The sequence below is a fragment of the Actinopolymorpha rutila genome (assembly GCF_013407855.1).
Lineage (GTDB): Bacteria > Actinomycetota > Actinomycetes > Propionibacteriales > Actinopolymorphaceae > Actinopolymorpha > Actinopolymorpha rutila.
Genome location: NZ_JACBZH010000001.1, coordinates 124233 through 140783 on the forward strand (window position 1 = coordinate 124233; position 16551 = coordinate 140783).

Genomic DNA, 16551 nt, shown 5'->3' on the forward strand with positions numbered 1-16551 from the left:
CTCGTCCAAGCCTCGGCACCAGGTGTTACCCGCAGCGGTGCCTCGTCCGTGCATGTGTCCTGCCGGTCGTTCGAGCCCGTCCGAGCCGGGCGTTCACCTTGCGCCTGCTCAGGGTGACCGCTTTGCGGCTGATCGGACGGACGGATATACCTAGCGAAGATGTTCCTGGGCCTCTTCTCCTCACGGGGGTTTGCACGTGATCTGGATCACAGTCATCCGGACCTCCTCCGTGGCGGGGTGACCGAGTGACGACGTCCGCGCCCGCCGACGACACCCTGGTGGCGCGAGCGCGGATCGGCGACACGACGGCGTTCGCCCAGCTCGTACGCCGCTACTCCGGTCCGGCCTACCGGATCGCGCTGCGCATCCTGGGCGACGCGGACGCGGCTCAGGACGTCGCGCAGGAGGCGTTCCTCACGGCCTGGCGCCGCCTCGACCGGATCCGCGAGGAACAGGCCTTCGCCGCCTGGCTCTACCGCATCGTCACCACCGCCGCCCTCCAGGCGGCGAGGAGCCGTCGCGCTCACCCCGATGCCGAGCTTGATCATGAACATGTCAGGCTTCCGCCCTCGGCTACCGGCAATCCCGAGCAGCACGTTCTCGCCGCCCACCTGCTCACCGCTCTTCAGGCGGCCCTCGGTCTGCTCACGCCGGAGCAACGGGCATGCTGGGTGCTACGAGAGTTGGAGGGGCTCTCCTATGACGAGATCGCCGAGGTCGCGGGAATCGGACCCGACGCGGTTCGGGGACGGATTCATCGCGCCCGCGTCCGCCTCGCCAGGGAGCTGAAACCATGGCGATAGACCATCCCAACGGCAACCCCCTTCCGCCGCCCGACCAGGATCGGCGCGAGGAGGTGCTCCCGTGTGGCCGCGACGTGGGGACGGTGTACGACCACCTGACCCGCGGCGGCGGCCTGGACGACCACGAGCTGTCGTGCCCGCACTGCCGGGGCGCCGCGGCGGAGTTCGCGCCGGTGCTGCAGGCCACCGAACTCCTGCGGGACGAGCCCGCCGAGCCCCCGCCGGGGTTCGTCGAGTCGATCATGGCCCGCATCCATGCCACCCGCAGTCGAGGCTGGCGGTTGCCGCTGCCGGCCGAACACCCCCTACACCTCGCCATCACCGAACACGCGGCCGCCACGGTGCTGGCCGCGGCCGCGAGCGAGGTCGCGGGCGTCACCGTCGACCGCTGTCATTTCCCCGAGCACGGCGACCCGACACGGCTGCAGATCAACCTCACCCTGCGGCAGCGAACGCCGGTGTCACTGATCGTCGAACGCGTCCGGAAGGCGGTGCGCACGGCCGCCCGGCGGCAGCTCGGCCTGGAGTTGCGCACGATCGATGTCCGCGTGGACGACATCCACCTGTGACGTCGTCCGCGACGTGACCGTCAGCGGGTCACCGCGCCTGGATCGGCGCCGCCCAGCCTGGCCGGGGGATGAGACAGAACGGGTGACCGGCCGGGTCCGCGTACACATGGTCGCCCCCGGCCAGCCGTCGCGCGCCCAGGCCGACCACGCGTACGTCGGCGTCGGCGAGGTCGTCCACCATGACGTCGAGATGGAGTTGCTGGGAGCGGTGCGGGTCCGGCCAGGCCGGTGGACGGTGGTCCGGCACCCGTTGGAACGCGACTCCCGAGGTCGTGTCGTTCGCCGCGACGACCACCCAGTCGTCGCTCCGGTAGGTCACCGGCAGGCCGAGCAGCTCGGAGTAGAAGGCGGCCAGCGCCTCCGGGTCCGGGCAGTCGACGACGACGTGGTGCATCCGGCCGATCATGGCCCGATCCTGCCACCGCGAACGCCGTCGCCGGCCACCGACGCGAGGACGAGTTTCCGTCGTACGTGCTACCAAACGGTTGCACGTGTGTGGCAGGGTGTGCAACCGTGGGGTAGCACGTCAGTCGAAGAAGCCTGGGGCAGGGCTGCCACGGAAGGGACGGTTCAGATGGGCGACGCAGCGCGGAGTACGGACCGGATCGAGCGCGAGATCATGATCGACGCCCCGATCGAACGGGTGTGGTCCCTGGTCAGCGAACCCGGCTGGTGGATCGGTGACGGCGACCGGTCCAAACAGACGGTCACCCGGGAGGGCGACCTGGTGGTGGTGGAGTTCCAGCCGTACGGGAGGTTCGGGGTGTTGCCGATCGCCGCGGACGCGCCGGCGTACGTCTCGTTCCGGGGCAACGCCGACCCGGGCGAACTGCCCGGGGAGGACAACTCCACGCTGGTGGAGTTCTTCCTCACCGAGAAGGACGGCGGCACGCTGGTGCGGGTGGTCGAGAGCGGCTTCGACACGATGTACCCCTCGCCCGAAGGCCGGGCCGACGCCCTCAGGGGCAACACCCAGGGGTGGGAGCTGCAGCTCGGATTCGCCAAGCGGGACACCGAGACCCCGACCCGATGACGGTCGCCGGGATCGACGTGGGAGCGGTCCTGGCGGCAATGGCCGATCCGACCCGCCGGCAACTCCTCGACGAACTCGTCGACGCCGGCCGGGCGAGCGCTACGACGCTCGCCGGCCGGCTACCGGTCTCGAGGCAGGCGGTGGTCAAACACCTGCGAGTGCTGGAGGACGCGGGTCTGGTGGCGGGTACCCGCGCCGGCCGGGAGGTGCTGTACTCCGCGCGCACCGAGCCTCTGGACGCTTCCGCGCGCTGGCTTGCCGACCGGGCCGCCGCCTGGGACCGCCGCCTCAGCGGGCTCAAGCGGGCCGCCGAACGGGGAGAGTAACCGGTTCCCGCCCAGGGCTACCGTGAGCACATGGAAGCCGAGTTGACGGACCTGCAGGACCAGATCGACCAGGGCACCGAGCACCTGCTGGCCACCATCTCGACGTTGACCGACGACGACGTCCGGGCGCCGTCCCTGCTGCCCGACTGGACCCGCGGGCACGTCGTCACCCACGTCGCGCGAGTCGGTGAGGCCCTGCGCAACCTCCTGGTGTGGGCGCGTACGGGCGTGCCGATCCCGCCGTACGTCAGCCAGGACGCGCGTGACGCCGACATCGCGGCAGGTGCGGGACGCAGTGCCGCCGAACTCCTCGCCGACGTGATCCAGTCGGCGCAGGCCCTGCGGGCCGCGGCGGTGGAGGTCCCGGACGAGGGCTGGGAACGCACGGTCGGCGTGCCGGGGTCGCTGGAGTTTCCCGCGTCGCAGGTCCTCGTCCGCCGACTGGTCGAGGTGGAGCTGCACCACGTCGACCTCGGCGCCGGCTACCGCGCGAACGACTGGCCGACGCGGTTCGTCGACCTCGACCTGCCCGAGCCGATGCGGTCCCAGCGCGCGGAACGTTCCTCCTGGCCGGGCGGGGCATGAGTGGCCGCGGTGACCACGGGCGGTCGCGGGAGCAGGGTCCTCCCGAGCCGGCGTCCGCCCTGGCCGCTGCACGAGCCGGCGACGAGTCGGCGTTCGTCACCCTGGTCGAGCCACATCGGCGCGAACTCCGGGTGCACTGCTACCGCATGCTGGGCTCGTTCGACGAGGCCGAGGATCTCGTTCAGGAGACCTTCCTGCGCGCCTGGAAGGGCATCGGCGACTTCGCGGGGCGGTCGAGCCTGCGCGCCTGGCTGTACCGCATCGCGACCAACGCCTGCCTGGACGCGCTGGACGGCCGGGCCCGGCGGGTGCTCCCGCACCACCTGAGCGGGCCGTCGGACGCCGGTGACGCGCTACTGCCGCCGCGGACCGACGTACCGTGGCTGCAGCCGTTCCCCGACCGCCTGCGGGACCCGGTCGGGGGCGCCTCGTCCGTCGAGCAACCGGGTCCGGTGGCACCGCGCGATGCCGAACCCGACGCCATCGTGGAGGCGAAGGAGACGCTGGAGCTGGCGTTCCTGGCCGCGATCCAGAATCTGCCGCCCCGGCAGCGGGCGGTGTTCCTCCTGCGCGACGTGCTCGGCTGGCCGGCGAAGCAGACAGCTGAGCTGCTGCAGAGCAGCCTGGCCGGTGTCAACAGCGCCTTGCAGCGGGCCCGGGCCACCATGCGGGAACAGCTGCCCGAGCGCCGGTCGGAGTGGGTCGCGTCCCAGGAGCCGTCCGCCGACGAGCGCGCGGTGCTGCGCCGCTACATGCTGGCGGTCGAACGCGCCGACGTCGCCGCGGTCGCCGAGCTCCTTGCCGAGGACGTTCGTACGACCATGCCTCCGTGGACGTTGTGGATGCAGGGCCGGGACGCGGTCGTGGCCGCGTTGACCGCGAGCTGGAACACCGAGTCGCCGGACTACGTGGGGCAGTTCCGGATGCTGGCCACCCGGGCCAACGGCCGGCCGGCGGTGGCGTCGTACGTCCGTAGCGGCGAGTCCACCTTCCACGCCTTCGCCATCGGGGTGGTCCGGATCGAGGACGGGCGGATAGTAGAGATCACCGCGTTCCACGACAGCGGGCTGTTCCGGGCGTTCGAGCTTCCGGGCGAGCTCGCCGGGTAGCACCGGCTCACCAGGCGCCCGCCGGACACCCCTCGCCCGCGGGCCACCGAACGGCGCCGATCAGTTTCTCCGCGGTCGGCCGTCTCAACGGGAGTCATCCGCGGCGAGCTCCGCAACCTGCACGACCTGCACGAGCTCCGGGCGGACGCACCATCGACGGAGGATTCCCGTGGGCAGGTTGTTGTACTCGTGCACCATGTCGCTGGACGGCTTCATCGCAGGCCCGGGCGGTGACATGTCCTGGTTGACCAGCCATCTCGGCCCGAACCCGATCGTGGACCGGCTCGTCCCCCGGATCGGCGCCCTGCTCGTCGGCAACCGCACCTTCGGCGGCGACGACCCACATCGGGGCACCGAAGGCGAGGGCAAGGCGTTCGGCGGCGGGTGGGAAGGTCCGCAGTTCGTCCTCGCCCACCGGCCGCAGGGGAGGTCGGTCCCAGGCGTCACGTTCGTCACCGACCTGCGGCAGGCGGTGGACGAGGCGAAGGCCGCCGCCGGGGAGAAGTACGTCAACGTGCTCGGCGCCCGGACGGCCCACGGCTGCGTCGAGGCCGGTCTGCTGGACGAGATCCTGGTGTTCGTCGCCCCTGTGCTGCTCGGCGACGGCGTTAGGTTGTTCGAACACCCCGGCGGGACGAACGTACGACTCGAACGCATGGACGTCGGACAGACGCCCCAGGCGACGAGTATGTGGTTTCGCGTCGTCCGCTGACCACTGCTCAGTCGGTCAGGACCAGCCAGCGCCTGCCGTCGATGAGCTCGCGTACGACGTCGAGCTGGCCCGCGTGGGTGGCGGTCTCGGTGATGACGTGCAGAACCGTCCGACGCAGGTCGCGAGACGGCAGATCGCCGAAGAGCTCTGCCGGCCACGCGGCCGGTGCGGCCTCGAGCGGAGTCGAGACGATGATCTCGTCCGCCAGTGCGGTCTCTTGTCGGTACAGCTCGTACACCTCCTCGGCCGTGGTGCCGGAGCTGACCTGCCAGGCACCGTCGCCGGTCTCCAGGTCGACGGTCTCACCCGCCACCACGGCGCGGAACCAGAATCGCTCGACGTCCAGCGCCAGGTGCCGGACGAGCCCCAGGCAGGTCCAGCCCGACGGCAGCACCGGGCGGCGCAGGTCGGCGTCGGAAAGTCCGTCCAGTGCTCCGAGAACGTGCTCGCGCTGGGCGTTCAGGGCGGCCAGCAGGGCCTCGGTCTCGGTCTCGGTGACGTGCGACGGCTGCGTCATGGTTTCTCCACGGTGGGCGGCTGGTTCTCGGGCGCGTGGCGGTGGAGAAGGTCTACCACCGGTCGCCGACAGGTCGTACCGACGCCAGCAGTTTGGCCGCGAACCGGTCCAGGTGCGGGTCCAGCGTGTCCGGCGGTTCGTCGCCCACTTGGTCCGCCCGCACCCACCTGATGCCGGCGAACTCGGCCGCGTCGTAGGAGACGATCGACGACCGGGGCAGGCCGAGGACGTACCAGAGGCTGACGTCGGTGTGCGGTCCGGCGCCGCGGGTGCGGGTCACGGTGACGAAGAAGGGCCGGTCGCCGGGGAGGCCGGGCAGCCGGGAGGGCGCGGCCTCGACGTGTAGTTCTTCGCGGCACTCTCGTACGACTGTCTCCCACGGGTCCTCGTCGGGTTCGACGTGTCCGCCGGGCGGCAGCCAGAGGCCGGCCTTGCGATGGGCGACCAGCAGGAGATCGCGCCGGGCCTCGTCGAGTACGACGAAGTAGCTCACCAGGTGCGGATCTGGGACGTCCGGCTTCGCGGTCCGGTATGCCGGGGCGCCGCCGGCCAGCCAGTCCAGCGTCGTCTGCCGGTGGGCACGCTCGGTCTTGTCCCAGGGGCGGATGCCCTCGACCAGGTCGACCAGGTGCTGCCGCGACGCCGTGGCCGCGGTCATCGCTTCGGCGCCGCGGCGGAGCTGTTTCGGTCGTGCTCGGCGACGCGGAACACGGCGGTCGTGGCGTCCTGCCCCATGCCGACGAAGGTCCGGCCGCGCACCTCGAAGACGGGTACGTGGAACCGGAAGCGTTCGGTCTCCTCGACCTCGGGGAAGGCGGTCGCCCACCGGCGGATGTCGTTCGTACTGGTCACGCCGACACCGTACCGACGGCCACCGACCGGCCCATCGGGATTCGTACCTCAGCGCGGACCGGCTCGCGTCCCCGTGGCGACCAGGACAGCCGTCACGGTCAACAACGCCGCACAGCCGAGAAGCGCGGCGGACAGCCCGGCCGACCCGGCGACCAGGGCGACGGCGCCACCGCAGACGATCTCACCGGCGTACTCCGCCTGCGCCAGGAATGAGTGGACCGTCGCCCGAACGTCGCCGCTGGTCTGCCGGTTGACCGAGATGGTGGCGATCACCCGGGTCAGCGGGACCGCGACCCCGGCGACGAACAGGACGGCCACGCTGCCTCGGACGTACCCCGGTGAGCTCGCCAGGCCGACGAGACCGAGCGCTCCCACGGCACACGCCACGACGTAGCCGCGTGGGGCCGTGCGTACATCGTCGATGTGCGGCTCCACCAGACGCAGCGCGACCGCACCGACGAGCAGGGTGAAAACACCCAGAGCGGTGAACCAGGCGACCGGGTCGGCGGGGAACCCGAGCTCGACCAGGCGCCGCGGATACAGCCGTCCGGAAGCGTCCTCGGCGCCGTTGACCAGGAAGGTGGCCGCGAAGACGACGAGGAGGACGCGGCTGCGCCGCACGAGTGCGAAGCCGCGGAGGAGGATCCTCCACGAGGTCAACCAGCGCCTGGTGCGCGTCGGCACGAACCGCCGCTCGCGGAAGCGGTGTCCGACGTACCCGCCGAGCGCCACCATGGCGACTCCGGCCAGCACCATCGCGGTGCTCCGGTGCATCAGCGAGGCCAGCGCGCCGACGCTCACCATCCCGGCCGCGGCGCCCGTCAGCTGCGCCCGTCCCGACCGGACCAGCACGTCGGAGACCCGTGCCGGATCGTCGAGCTCGTCGGTGATCCAGGCGACGTCGGCGCCGCTGGCGAACGTCCACGCCAGGCCCCAGAGCATCTGGGTCACGACCACCAGCCAGAAGGCGGTCACCAGACCGGTGGCCAGCATGGCGGTCCCCATCAACAGGTGCGAGATCACCAGCGACCACTTCCGGCTCACGGTGTCGGCGACCACGCCTGCCGGAACCTCGAACCCGAACGCGACGATCCCCTGCGCCACGCCGATCAGCACCAGCTGCGCCGCCGACAGACGGGCGTCGACGACCAGGTAGACGCTGGTGACCAGCCACCAACCGCGGTGGAGGAAGGCCCGGCACCAGGTCCAGCGGACGAAGACGGCGACCGGATCCGGGTCGCTCATCCGTCCTGGGCTCATCACGAACACTCAGGCCCGGACGTGGTCCTCCGCCGCGGGAACCTCCAGGCCGTGGCCCGCATCCGGGCCTCCGCGCAAGGAGGCACAGCAGCCATGGCGGTGATGCTGGCATGGCGCCTCCCTGCGAGTCGATGCCTTTTCGCCCCACCCAGGGTGTCCAGGGCGGGATGCGGGCACGCGAACCGGCCATGATCCGCAGGACAGGCCCTAGCGCTCCGGCAGCGTCGCGTGTGGAGGAGTGGGCGGGATGTCGATCATGGAGGTGGTGATCGCCCATCGCTCGTGGTCTCGCCAGGCCCCGTCGATGTACAGCAGCTCGGGCGAGTAGCCCTCCTGGCGAAAGCCGACTCGTCGGACCAGCTTGAGGGAGGCGTGGTTGCCGGGTTGTATCTGGGCTTCGAGCCGGTGGAGCCGCAACTGTTCGAAGGCGTAGCGCACCACCAGCGTGAGTCCTTCGGTCAGGTAGCCCTGGCCGGCGGTCGGGAGGAACGCGGCGTAGGCGATGGACCCGGACTGGAACCGCCCCCGGATGATGCTGTTGAGGTTGACCACACCAGCGATGGCTCCGCTGCCACGCACGCAGATCAGCACCGACTCCTCGTCGGGCTTCGCGTACCGAGCGAGGTACGCCTGAAACTGATCCGGTGTGGACGGCAGCGACATCCATGGGTGGTGCAGTTCCGTACTGGCGCTCACCAGGTCGAGGACCTCGTCCTGGTCATGGGCGGCAAGGTGGCGCAGAGTCACCCGGCGGGAGGTGTCCGGTCGGTCGGCCTGGAAGGCGTCGATCGCCGCATCGTTCACGGACGGACGGTACCCGCGTGCTCGTCGGCCGCCTGCGGCGTGTCCGGCCGGCACGCGTCTGGCACGCCGACGCCACAAGTGCTCCTTGACCGGTACGGCCGGGATTAGGGTGCGGATAGCGAGCGTCGAGACCACGGGGACGGGGGCAGCGGTGAGCGTCCAGCGCGATCCCATTCACAGGCCGCTTCGCGTGGGCGACGAGGAGCGCCACGCATGTGCGGAGCAGCTCGCAACCCACCATGCGCGGGGCAGGTTGAGTGCCGAGGAGTTCGAGGAACGCCTGGGGATTGCGCTCACCGCTCAGACAGGCGGTGAGCTCGGTCGACTCCTCGTCGATCTGCCGTTCCCAGAAAGCGCGCCCTCCCGCCGGGGGTCGGCCCCGTCGCAGTTGGAGCACCGGTGGGCCTGGGTCGGTGGTGGCCTCTTCCTTCTCGCGTTGTCGGTGGCCGCGATCGTGCTCATGTCGACCACGGGAACGTTGTACGGCGACGAGGCGGCCTTTCAGGCTGCCATGACAGGCCTGGCCGGCATCGTTGCGACGTTGCTGGTAGTGCGCGGTGTCCTCGGCCGTTGGCCCGTTCCCCGTAACTAACCTCGCGGTCTCCCGCGTGCTGAGCGCGGATCGGCGCCCACTGGCGCGGTCGCGGTCTCGACGCGTGGTCCCAGTGTGCCCTCCTTCGGCGGCGGAATCTTGTTTCCAGTCCAGCGGCCGACGAGGCTACCCTGCGCCGGGTGAAGTCGAGACCGACGTCCGTACCCCTGTGCCTTGTCATTGGCGCCCCGAGAGTCGGGTGCAGCTCTTCGCGCCCTGGTCGAGGATGTAGCTGATGCGAGCAGCGGAGGTGCGGCGTGCGGTGGCTGCCGCGAGGTCGACCGCCTCAGCCCTCGACTTGGCGGTCGATGACGCTGTCGTCCTCAACGACTCCAACCGGCTCGTCGTCCGCCTGACGCCATGCGACATCGTCGCCCGGGTCGCGCCCGTGACCCATCACGCTGGGAGCGCAGAGCTAGAAGTCGAGCTCGTGAAGCGGCTGGTGCAGACGGACAGCCCGGTCGCCGCGCTCGACGCCCGGGTCGAGCCGCGCGTCTTCGTGCGTGACGGCTTCGCGATCGCCATGTGGACCTACTTCGAACCCGTTCGTCGAGTGCTTCCGCCGGCTGAGTACGCGCACGCGCTTGGGCGTCTTCATGCCGGCCTGCGGCAGATCGATGTCACGATGCCGCACTTCATGGATCGCGTTGCGGAGACGCAACAAGACGTTGCGAACCGTGACGTCACCCCTGACCTCACGGATACGGACCGGGCATTGCTCGCCAACATGCTGCGTGATCTGCGGGGATCGATCGTCGACCGGGGCGCCCCCGAGCAGCTGCTGCACGGCGAGCCGCACCCGGGGAACGTGCTCGACACGAACAACGGGCCGCTCTTCATCGACTTCGAGAACACCGCCCACGGGCCTGTGGAGTACGACCTTGCCTGGGTGCCCAAAGCAGTCAGCGACCGCTACCCGAAAGCTGACCAAGATCTGGTCGACGAATGCCGAGGCCTCGTGCTGGCGATCGTCGCGATGCACCGCTGGCGTCTCGGCGACCAACACCCGAGCGGCCGGCGATCAGGAGTGGCCTTCCTCGACGTCCTGCGGGCGGGTCCGCCGTGGCCAGCGCTCGATTCCGTTCATTGGTAGGTACGTCCACCCAGCTACCGCAAGGCCACCTGGTCCGAACGCCGACGGAAACTGAGCGGAGGATCAGCCCGCCGTGCGGCCTCGGCTGTTTTGACCGCCGGTGACCGCCACAGACCATGATCATCCCCGCGATCTGGCACGCATCTGGCACGGCACGACCTTGTGCCGACGTTCAGCTTGGGAAACGTACGTCTACGGGTTCTGAGGCCGGTTACGCTCGCGGGTCGTCGGCCGGGGGTGGCCTGGGGTGACCGTCGGAGACCTCGGCTAATGGCCCGGCGAGAGGCGGGTTAGAAACCCATCCCCGCTCGGCCGGTCCGTGCTGCCAGAGACGGACCGGCATCAACGCGTCTGCTGACTTTCTGCTGACTCCCGCCTCGTTAGCGAAGTGTGTTCAGCTCGTCGAGGGTGCGATGCCCGCGCTCGATCACCCCTGGAATGACGTCGTGGCGCCCCTGACGGATCGGGAACTCAAGCTGCGTAAGGATCTTTGTCGCTGTGAGCACCGCCGCCTGCTCCCAGCCGATCAGGTCGAGGATCCTCGTCCACAGCCGCCTTCGGGCACCGTCCAGCGGATCCTCGAAGGTGTACCACTGGAGAGTGGCGAGATCAGTGGCCCGCGTGCCGCTACCGGCGTTCCCGATATCTACGACCGCCGCCACCGCGCCGTCACGGACCAGGACATTGCGGGGGTTCAGGTCGGCATGGACCATATCGGGCGCTTCCTGTGGTGGTGGGACGTCGGCGCACATGAGCCACAGGCGCTCGACTATGGCCGACACCGCCGAGGAATACCCCGGAAGCTTGGCGACAGCCCTCGACAGGCTCGGATCCAAGTCTTGACCGGATTCCTGACCGGTGGCGAGCTGGTAGGCGTACGACCAGTGGTCGTGAGGCTCGGAGGCTTGGCCGGCCTGGAGTTCGACTATCTCCATCAGTTGCTCAACGAGGGATGGGGTCAGCTCGGGCGCGGGAATCGCGTCAACGAAGTCCATCAGCTGCCATGTATGGGTCGCTGTGGCCCCCACTCCGAGGCAGACCGGGGTGGGATAGCCGCGCCCACGCATGTGCTTGACGACTTTCTGGGCTCGCAACGACTCGTCCAGCTGGTTGGGGCGTTCCCAGGGCCATGCTTTGAGCACAGCATTTGCCCCGCTGGCCAACTCGACGCGCACGGCACCCACATCGAGGCCTCCGGGCAGGTGACTGACAACAGTGACCTCTGCCTCGACCACTCTGGCCACGTCGTCCAGGACCTCAGTCGGCAGCTCTTCGGGATGGGTGCCGTGGTTCATCGACTTCACGACAGGTCACGTTGTCAGACCAGGCAAGCGGTCATCAACCAATTAGTTCCTGGCCACGAGAGCATTTACCTATGCCTCGGGGATGTTCTCCTGTGGGGCAGTCGTAGACCTACCGGGCCGGTTTCACCAGGGTCAACCAACGCTTCACCGGTTGAGCCTGGTGTTCCGGTCCTATAGGCGTTGTCCATGATCAACGACCCTGGCTGGACGAAGGCCTTCACGTAGCGCAGCGCAAAGTGCGCTGGCCACAGGTGGGCCCTCATTGGTGGCGCCACTCCCGGAGTAAGGACCGGGGGTCCAGGGGGCAGCGCCCCCGGAAAGACCTCAGTCTGAGACGACCTTCCCAGACACGCGGACCGCTCATGACCGTGCCAGCGCTGTCCGAGGACGGCCGCCAGGCCGCGCGCAGGACGAAGCCGGTGCGGAGCGCCGCGTCAGCGGCGCCTTGATCTAGGAAAGCTCTACACAGCAGAGCTGCGTCAAGACATGTGTGCTCCGTCGGTTGATGTGCGACACGCGTCCGACAGTTGATGTGCGACACCGGTCGTGATCGGCACTCTGGGCCGGAACGTCTCCGTGGGGCGTTCCGGACTCGGGGAGGCCGGGATTGGCACTGGTTGTCTTGTCGGTTGTGGAGCAGCGTCTGGACGCGGTTCGGGCTGTGTTGGCGGGCATGGAAGTCACTGAGGTCGCTGCCCGTGCTGGTGTGCATCGGGCGACGGTGCATCGGTGGGTGTCCAGGTATCTGGCTGAGCAGATTGGTGGGTTGTCGGATCGGTCGCATCGGCCGGCGTCGTGTCCGCATCAGGCTGGTGAGGTGGTGGAGGTCGCGGTCGCGGAGATGCGGCGGGAGCATCCGCGGTGGGGTTCACGGCGGATCCGGCTGGAGTTGCTGCGCAAGCCGCTGCCCTGGCAGGACAAGGAGTTCGTGGTCCCCTCAGAGCGGACGATCGACCGGATCCTGATCCGTCATGGTCTGTTGCGTCAGCGGCCGCGGAAGCGGCCGAAGTCGTCGTTCAAACGGTTCGAGCGGCCGGGTCCGATGCAGCTGTGGGGCATCGACATCGTGGGCGGGATCCGGCTGGTCAACACCACCACCGGTGAACTACGAGAAGCAAAGATCGTCACCGGCGTCGATGACCACTCCCGGTTCTGCGTGATGGCCGCGGTAGTCGAACGAGCCACCGCCCGTGCTGTGTGCCTGGCGTTCGCCCAAGCGCTGGCCCGTTACGGGGTGCCGGAAGAGGTCGTGACGGACAACGGGAAGCAGTTCACCGACCGGTTCAACCGTTACGGGCCCAGCCGCGGGGAGGTGTTGTTCGACAAGATCTGCCGCAAGAACGGCATCACCCACCGGCTCACTGCGCCGGCGTCGCCGAACCAGAACGGGAAAGTGGAAAGGTTCCACGGCACGTTCCGCCCGGACTTCCTCGACGACGCCGACCCGTTCACCTGCATCGACGACGCCCAGGCGGCAGTCGATGCGTGGGTCGCCTCATACAACCTCGACCGTCCCCACCAGGGGCTGAACGAGAAGGCTCCGGTCGTTCCGGCGGACCGGTTCGGTCCAGCGCCGGCGGGCGTTGGTGGCGTGGGAGGTGTGGAGCTGTGGCTGCCACCGTCGCTGGAACTCCTCGAGCTCACCGCGCAGGCGTCCGATCCCGGGACCGGACCCAGCCCGGCGCCCACACCAGCCCCGGCGGTGTCGGTGGGCGTCGATTCCGCCGTCGAGCTGGTGCCGGTGGACCCGAGGCCGGTGAAGGCGTTGCCGGCCGGTGGGGTGCGTGTCCCCGGTTCGGGTGAGGCGATCGAGTTGGATCGTGTTGTGCCGGCGTCGGGGAACATGTCGCTGTGCGGGAACCAGTTCTGGCTGGGAACAGCCCGGGCCGGCCTGGTGGTGCGGTTCTGGATCGACTGTGAGTGGGTGCACCTGTCGATCGGTGGTGCACGGGTGAAGTCGCTGCGGTCCCGGTTCAGCGTCAACGACCTGGACACCCTCGTCGCACAGGGAGCCGTGCCCGCCGGCGAGCCGCCGCTGCCGTCCAAACCCGGACCGGGAAGCCGTGCCGGCCGCACAGTCGTGGAGGTCGAGCGGACCGTCTCCAAGGTCGGCACCGTCTCGCTGGGACAACGCCTTGTCCTGGCCGCGGAAATCCTCGGCGGCCGGCGGGTCGGGATCTACATCGAAGAAGGCGCACCCCTGCTGTTCTTCGACCCCGAGACCCGGGAGTTGCTGCGGACCCGGCCCAACCCGCTGCAGCCCGGGGAGGCCGTCCGGTTGCAGCGCACCCGTCCGGTCGGGACGTTGCCACGCCCCTCGACCGAACCGATCCGGGTCCAGCGGCGAGCCAACAACAGCGGCGTCATCATGGTCACCGGCCAGAAGATCGCGCTGGGACGCGAACACACCTACCGCACCGTCACCGTGCACGTGTCCGAGACGACCCTGACCATCGAACTCCCCGACACCGACACCCGGCTCGTGCGCCGCACCACCACCCAGCCAGTCCGTAGCATCAAGGCACAGCGGCCACGGACCGCTGACACCTCAGTTTCCTAGGCCACGTGTCGCACATCAGCTGGCGGACATGTGTCGCGGATCTACTGTCGGATCACATGCGTCAAGACATGCGTCAAGACAAGAGCTACGCTCGTGGCCGATCCCAGGATCAGGATGGTTGATCGCAGAACGTTTCGGCGGCAGCCTGGATCTTGTCGTGAAAGGCCTGCCACCAATCGGTATCGCCCATCTCGGCGGCGTGGGACCCGGCCGTGCCGTCGATCTGCTCACGGATAATGTCGGCATGGCCGAGATGCTGGCTGGTCTCGGCGATCATGTGGGTCAACAGGACGCAAAGCGTCGTGTTCCGCTTGGTCTCCTGCCACCAGGGCACAGTTGCGGGCGCATCCAGCTCCAGCGCGGCGATCGTCGCGTCGGCGTGAGCGGAAGCTGCCTGATAGCGGCCGAGTAGGTACGCGCTGGTCTCGTCGGGTGTCGCCCACATGTCGGCGCCCTGCCAGATGGAGTCGTCTTCGATCCACGGCAGTGTCCACTCCGGTGGCCGGCCGAATACGCCGCCCAAGTAATAGGACTCGTAGAAGGTGAGGTGCTTGACCAGCCCGAGCACATTCGTTCCGGTCGGTGTCATCGGACGACGGCGGTCGTACTCACTGAGACCATCGATTTTCGCCACCATCCCGGCCCGGGCTCTGCGGAGGTAGTTGTGCATGGCGTCCTTAGGGCCGGGCGTCGATGCCATCAGGTTTGCCCCCTTCGGGGTTTCAGCTCATCGGCACTGGTCTATCGAGAGTCGGGCGCCCAGATGCGGTCGGACAGAGCATAGGCGCTGGTCTTCGCCGTAGTCGATACCGCTCGGATCGCGGTCTCGCCGGCTTCGCGTCGGCGATCCACATGGGGAAAGGCCGCCCGGTCAGCCGAGCTGACCATCGTCGAACCAAGGCCGGACGACAGCCCTGATCACTATCCCTCGAATTCCTAGCCGGAGTGTCGAGCAGGTGCTGACACAGATCCGTCAAGCACCTCCTGCGTCAAGACATGCGTCTAGAGCCTCGTGTGTCTGCAGCCTCGGTTGCGTAGGGCGTGTCCCGCGGATCTTGGGTGATTGTTCGGGCTCCGACGGCACACCGGTCGACCCCGCCAGCTACGACTACCGGCGGGCCGCACTGGACGCGTTGCACCTGTCGAAGCTGTGGGACCGGGTCACCAAGAACCTGCGCCGTGCGGTCGGGTATGAGGTGCAGTGCCTCGCCACTCTCCAACCTCAACGCCGGTTGGCGCCGCACCTGCACGTCGCCATCCGCGGGCGGTGATCTACCAGCACGCGACGAGCGAGCGTGATCGACACATCGCGGAGGCTCTGAGCACCCAGATCGCGGCCGCTCAGACCCGCTCGGGGGCCGATTCGTGAGCGGGATCTGGCACGTATCTGGCACGCCGAGCCTTCGCGGACCTCAGCTGGTCTCGCCGAGAGGGAGCCGAGAAGCGGCTGACCTGGTGTTTCGTGGTGGTGGAGACGAGGGGACTCGAACCCCTAACCCCTGCCTTGCAAAGGCAGTGCTCTGCCAGTTGAGCTACGCCCCCGGGATCGGCGCCGAAACGCCGGAGCGCCGAGCCGGTCGGTCAGCGGGCGCCACCGGACGGCGGGACCGGGTCGGTTGCCTCGGCCCAAAGGTTCTGTTCCGCCTTGTCCGCCTGCAACCGCTTGTACGCGAACCAGCCACCGGCGATCGCGACCGCGGCGAGGAGTGCCTTCTTGATCATCGGGAGCCTCCTTGAACGACACCGGCCTGGGATGACCACACCCCTGCGGGTGGCCGGCACGGACATGACATCGCTGCCGTGTCGAACGTGCCGACCGCTCGGGTGAGTGGGCCTAACTGGACTTGAACCAGTGACCTCTTCCTTATCAGGGAAGCGCTCTAACCGTCTGAGCTATAGGCCCGGGCGCCGACGAACGTTACCGCAACCCTAGCGTCCCGCCCAAACCGGTTCGACGCGGGTACCGCCAAAGGAACGGTGCGCGACCGGACTCGCGCGGAGATCACCTGAGATCCTCGAACGCGGTCCTCTGGCCCGGTCTCCGGGCCCCGTCTATCGCGTCACTCGTCCTCGGCGAGCGTGACCTCCAGACCACCCAGCAGACTGGCGGACAGGTTGTAGAGGAACGCGCACAATGTCGCGATCGCGGTGATCAGGATGACGTCGACCACACAGATCAGCGCGGTGAACCCGAGGACCCGTTGCAGCCCGATGTAGTCCTCGAGGTTGAACCGGGTCTCGGAAGCGCTGCCCAGTACGTCTGTGATCGTCCGGCTGATGGAGTCGTACACGCCGGCCGCCTGAAGGACGTACCAGACCACGCTCACCGCCACGATCGTCACGATCGCGAACGCGATGGACAGCAGGAAGGCCGTCTTCATCACCGACCACGGGTCGAGCCGGACCGCCCGCAGCCGGGCCCGGCGCACGCG

General features: G+C 68.8%; 21 protein-coding genes and 2 tRNA genes. 11 read left to right on the plus strand and 12 right to left on the minus strand.

The features are described 5' to 3' along the window. Positions 1 to 245 precede the first annotated feature (245 nt). Both F4554_RS00550 and F4554_RS00555 read left to right on the plus strand, forming a co-directional pair. Positions 246 to 803 (plus strand): sigma-70 family RNA polymerase sigma factor, encoded by a 558-nt coding sequence (locus tag F4554_RS00550; protein WP_179785534.1) that lies wholly within the window; start codon positions 246 to 248, stop codon positions 801 to 803. After that, positions 794 to 1372 carry a hypothetical protein gene (locus tag F4554_RS00555; protein ID WP_179785535.1) on the plus strand — a complete coding sequence of 193 codons (579 nt, stop codon included), beginning with the start codon at positions 794 to 796 and terminating at the stop codon, positions 1370 to 1372. The genes F4554_RS00550 and F4554_RS00555 overlap by 10 nt, the downstream gene beginning before the upstream one ends. A gap of 28 nt (positions 1373 to 1400) precedes the next feature. On the opposite strand, the gene F4554_RS00560 is transcribed toward F4554_RS00555, so the two are convergent. After that, positions 1401 to 1778, minus strand: coding sequence for a VOC family protein (locus F4554_RS00560; protein ID WP_179785536.1), 378 nt, complete (start codon positions 1776 to 1778; stop codon positions 1401 to 1403). A gap of 168 nt (positions 1779 to 1946) precedes the next feature. Between F4554_RS00560 and F4554_RS00565 the strand changes: the two genes are divergently transcribed. From F4554_RS00565 to F4554_RS00585, 5 genes are all read left to right on the plus strand, one after another. Then, complete coding sequence (locus F4554_RS00565) at positions 1947 to 2405, plus strand: SRPBCC family protein (protein WP_179785537.1); 459 nt, start codon at positions 1947 to 1949, stop codon at positions 2403 to 2405. Continuing rightward, positions 2402 to 2731, plus strand: coding sequence for an ArsR/SmtB family transcription factor (locus F4554_RS00570; RefSeq protein ID WP_179785538.1), 330 nt, complete (start codon positions 2402 to 2404; stop codon positions 2729 to 2731). The genes F4554_RS00565 and F4554_RS00570 overlap by 4 nt, the downstream gene beginning before the upstream one ends. 30 nt (positions 2732 to 2761) lie before the next feature. Further along, complete coding sequence (locus F4554_RS00575; RefSeq protein WP_179785539.1) at positions 2762 to 3316, plus strand: maleylpyruvate isomerase N-terminal domain-containing protein; 555 nt, start codon at positions 2762 to 2764, stop codon at positions 3314 to 3316. After that, entirely contained in the window at positions 3313 to 4425 is a 1113-nt protein-coding gene (locus F4554_RS00580; RefSeq protein ID WP_179785540.1) for a sigma-70 family RNA polymerase sigma factor, read from the plus strand. The genes F4554_RS00575 and F4554_RS00580 overlap by 4 nt, the downstream gene beginning before the upstream one ends. A gap of 169 nt (positions 4426 to 4594) precedes the next feature. After that, positions 4595 to 5137, plus strand: coding sequence for a dihydrofolate reductase family protein (locus F4554_RS00585; RefSeq protein ID WP_179785541.1), 543 nt, complete (start codon positions 4595 to 4597; stop codon positions 5135 to 5137). Positions 5138 to 5144: 7 nt separating this feature from the next. Here the strand turns inward: F4554_RS00585 and F4554_RS00590 are convergent, their stop codons facing one another. The 5 genes from F4554_RS00590 to F4554_RS00610 all read right to left on the minus strand — a co-directional run bounded on the left by F4554_RS00590 (position 5145) and on the right by F4554_RS00610 (position 8570). Beyond that, the gene (locus F4554_RS00590; protein WP_179785542.1) at positions 5145 to 5654 is read right to left on the minus strand and encodes a mycothiol transferase; all 510 of its coding nucleotides are present in this window, start codon (positions 5652 to 5654) and stop codon (positions 5145 to 5147) included. A gap of 52 nt (positions 5655 to 5706) precedes the next feature. Beyond that, a complete protein-coding gene (locus F4554_RS00595) occupies positions 5707 to 6312 on the minus strand; it encodes an NUDIX domain-containing protein (RefSeq protein ID WP_179785543.1) in 606 nt (201 codons plus the stop codon). Beyond that, complete coding sequence (locus tag F4554_RS00600; protein ID WP_179785544.1) at positions 6309 to 6506, minus strand: hypothetical protein; 198 nt, start codon at positions 6504 to 6506, stop codon at positions 6309 to 6311. Before F4554_RS00600 ends, F4554_RS00595 begins: the two co-directional genes overlap by 4 nt. A gap of 48 nt (positions 6507 to 6554) precedes the next feature. Then, complete coding sequence (locus F4554_RS00605; RefSeq protein ID WP_179785545.1) at positions 6555 to 7751, minus strand: MFS transporter; 1197 nt, start codon at positions 7749 to 7751, stop codon at positions 6555 to 6557. A 222-nt stretch (positions 7752 to 7973) separates the two neighbouring features. Then, positions 7974 to 8570, minus strand: coding sequence for a GNAT family N-acetyltransferase (locus tag F4554_RS00610; protein WP_337795806.1), 597 nt, complete (start codon positions 8568 to 8570; stop codon positions 7974 to 7976). Positions 8571 to 8760: 190 nt separating this feature from the next. On the opposite strand from F4554_RS00610, the gene F4554_RS00615 reads away from it, so the two are divergent. Together F4554_RS00615 and F4554_RS00620 are read left to right on the plus strand one after the other, a co-directional pair. Further along, positions 8761 to 9162, plus strand: a complete 402-nt coding sequence (locus F4554_RS00615; protein ID WP_179785547.1) for a DUF1707 domain-containing protein — start codon at positions 8761 to 8763, stop codon at positions 9160 to 9162. Between the two features lie 235 nt (positions 9163 to 9397). After that, positions 9398 to 10255, plus strand: coding sequence for an aminoglycoside phosphotransferase family protein (locus F4554_RS00620; protein ID WP_179785548.1), 858 nt, complete (start codon positions 9398 to 9400; stop codon positions 10253 to 10255). A 380-nt stretch (positions 10256 to 10635) separates the two neighbouring features. Here F4554_RS00620 and F4554_RS00625 read toward each other — a convergent pair whose 3' ends face one another. Next, complete coding sequence (locus F4554_RS00625; protein ID WP_179791203.1) at positions 10636 to 11550, minus strand: phosphotransferase family protein; 915 nt, start codon at positions 11548 to 11550, stop codon at positions 10636 to 10638. Positions 11551 to 12190: 640 nt separating this feature from the next. On the opposite strand from F4554_RS00625, the gene F4554_RS00630 reads away from it, so the two are divergent. Continuing rightward, positions 12191 to 14119, plus strand: a complete 1929-nt coding sequence (locus F4554_RS00630; RefSeq protein WP_337796280.1) for an IS481 family transposase — start codon at positions 12191 to 12193, stop codon at positions 14117 to 14119. 109 nt (positions 14120 to 14228) lie between these two features. Here F4554_RS00630 and F4554_RS00635 read toward each other — a convergent pair whose 3' ends face one another. Further along, positions 14229 to 14789: a DinB family protein gene (locus tag F4554_RS00635; RefSeq protein ID WP_238341174.1), complete on the minus strand. Its 561-nt coding sequence runs from the start codon at positions 14787 to 14789 to the stop codon at positions 14229 to 14231. Positions 14790 to 15075: 286 nt separating this feature from the next. Here F4554_RS00635 and F4554_RS00640 point away from each other — a divergent pair, with 286 nt between their 5' ends. Next, positions 15076 to 15390 (plus strand): replication initiator, encoded by a 315-nt coding sequence (locus F4554_RS00640; protein WP_337795807.1) that lies wholly within the window; start codon positions 15076 to 15078, stop codon positions 15388 to 15390. Positions 15391 to 15585: 195 nt separating this feature from the next. Here the strand turns inward: F4554_RS00640 and F4554_RS00645 are convergent. The 4 genes from F4554_RS00645 to F4554_RS00660 form a co-directional block, all read right to left on the minus strand. Next, positions 15586 to 15661 (minus strand) — tRNA-Ala (locus F4554_RS00645). 39 nt (positions 15662 to 15700) lie between these two features. After that, entirely contained in the window at positions 15701 to 15841 is a 141-nt protein-coding gene (locus tag F4554_RS00650; RefSeq protein WP_179785551.1) for a DLW-39 family protein, read from the minus strand. Between the two features lie 107 nt (positions 15842 to 15948). Next, positions 15949 to 16022: transfer RNA gene (locus F4554_RS00655), tRNA-Ile, on the minus strand. Positions 16023 to 16179: 157 nt separating this feature from the next. Continuing rightward, positions 16180 to 16548, minus strand: coding sequence for a DUF3566 domain-containing protein (locus F4554_RS00660; RefSeq protein WP_337795808.1), 369 nt, complete (start codon positions 16546 to 16548; stop codon positions 16180 to 16182). Between the last annotated feature and the right edge of the window lie 3 nt (positions 16549 to 16551).

Excerpts from the sequence above, each read along its gene's own strand:
- F4554_RS00555 (WP_179785535.1), top strand. The coding sequence starts at position 794 with ATGGCGATAGACCATCCCAACGGCAACCCCCTTCCGCCGCCCGACCAG.
- F4554_RS00560 (WP_179785536.1), bottom strand. The coding sequence starts at position 1,778 with ATGATCGGCCGGATGCACCACGTCGTCGTCGACTGCCCGGACCCGGAG.
- F4554_RS00565 (WP_179785537.1), top strand. The coding sequence starts at position 1,947 with ATGGGCGACGCAGCGCGGAGTACGGACCGGATCGAGCGCGAGATCATG.
- F4554_RS00570 (WP_179785538.1), top strand. The coding sequence starts at position 2,402 with ATGACGGTCGCCGGGATCGACGTGGGAGCGGTCCTGGCGGCAATGGCC.
- F4554_RS00575 (WP_179785539.1), top strand. The coding sequence starts at position 2,762 with ATGGAAGCCGAGTTGACGGACCTGCAGGACCAGATCGACCAGGGCACC.
- F4554_RS00580 (WP_179785540.1), top strand. The coding sequence starts at position 3,313 with ATGAGTGGCCGCGGTGACCACGGGCGGTCGCGGGAGCAGGGTCCTCCC.
- F4554_RS00590 (WP_179785542.1), bottom strand. The coding sequence starts at position 5,654 with ATGACGCAGCCGTCGCACGTCACCGAGACCGAGACCGAGGCCCTGCTG.
- F4554_RS00595 (WP_179785543.1), bottom strand. The coding sequence starts at position 6,312 with ATGACCGCGGCCACGGCGTCGCGGCAGCACCTGGTCGACCTGGTCGAG.
- F4554_RS00605 (WP_179785545.1), bottom strand. The coding sequence starts at position 7,751 with ATGAGCGACCCGGATCCGGTCGCCGTCTTCGTCCGCTGGACCTGGTGC.
- F4554_RS00620 (WP_179785548.1), top strand. The coding sequence starts at position 9,398 with ATGCGAGCAGCGGAGGTGCGGCGTGCGGTGGCTGCCGCGAGGTCGACC.
- F4554_RS00625 (WP_179791203.1), bottom strand. The coding sequence starts at position 11,550 with ATGAACCACGGCACCCATCCCGAAGAGCTGCCGACTGAGGTCCTGGAC.
- F4554_RS00635 (WP_238341174.1), bottom strand. The coding sequence starts at position 14,789 with ATGCACAACTACCTCCGCAGAGCCCGGGCCGGGATGGTGGCGAAAATC.
- F4554_RS00650 (WP_179785551.1), bottom strand. The coding sequence starts at position 15,841 with ATGATCAAGAAGGCACTCCTCGCCGCGGTCGCGATCGCCGGTGGCTGG.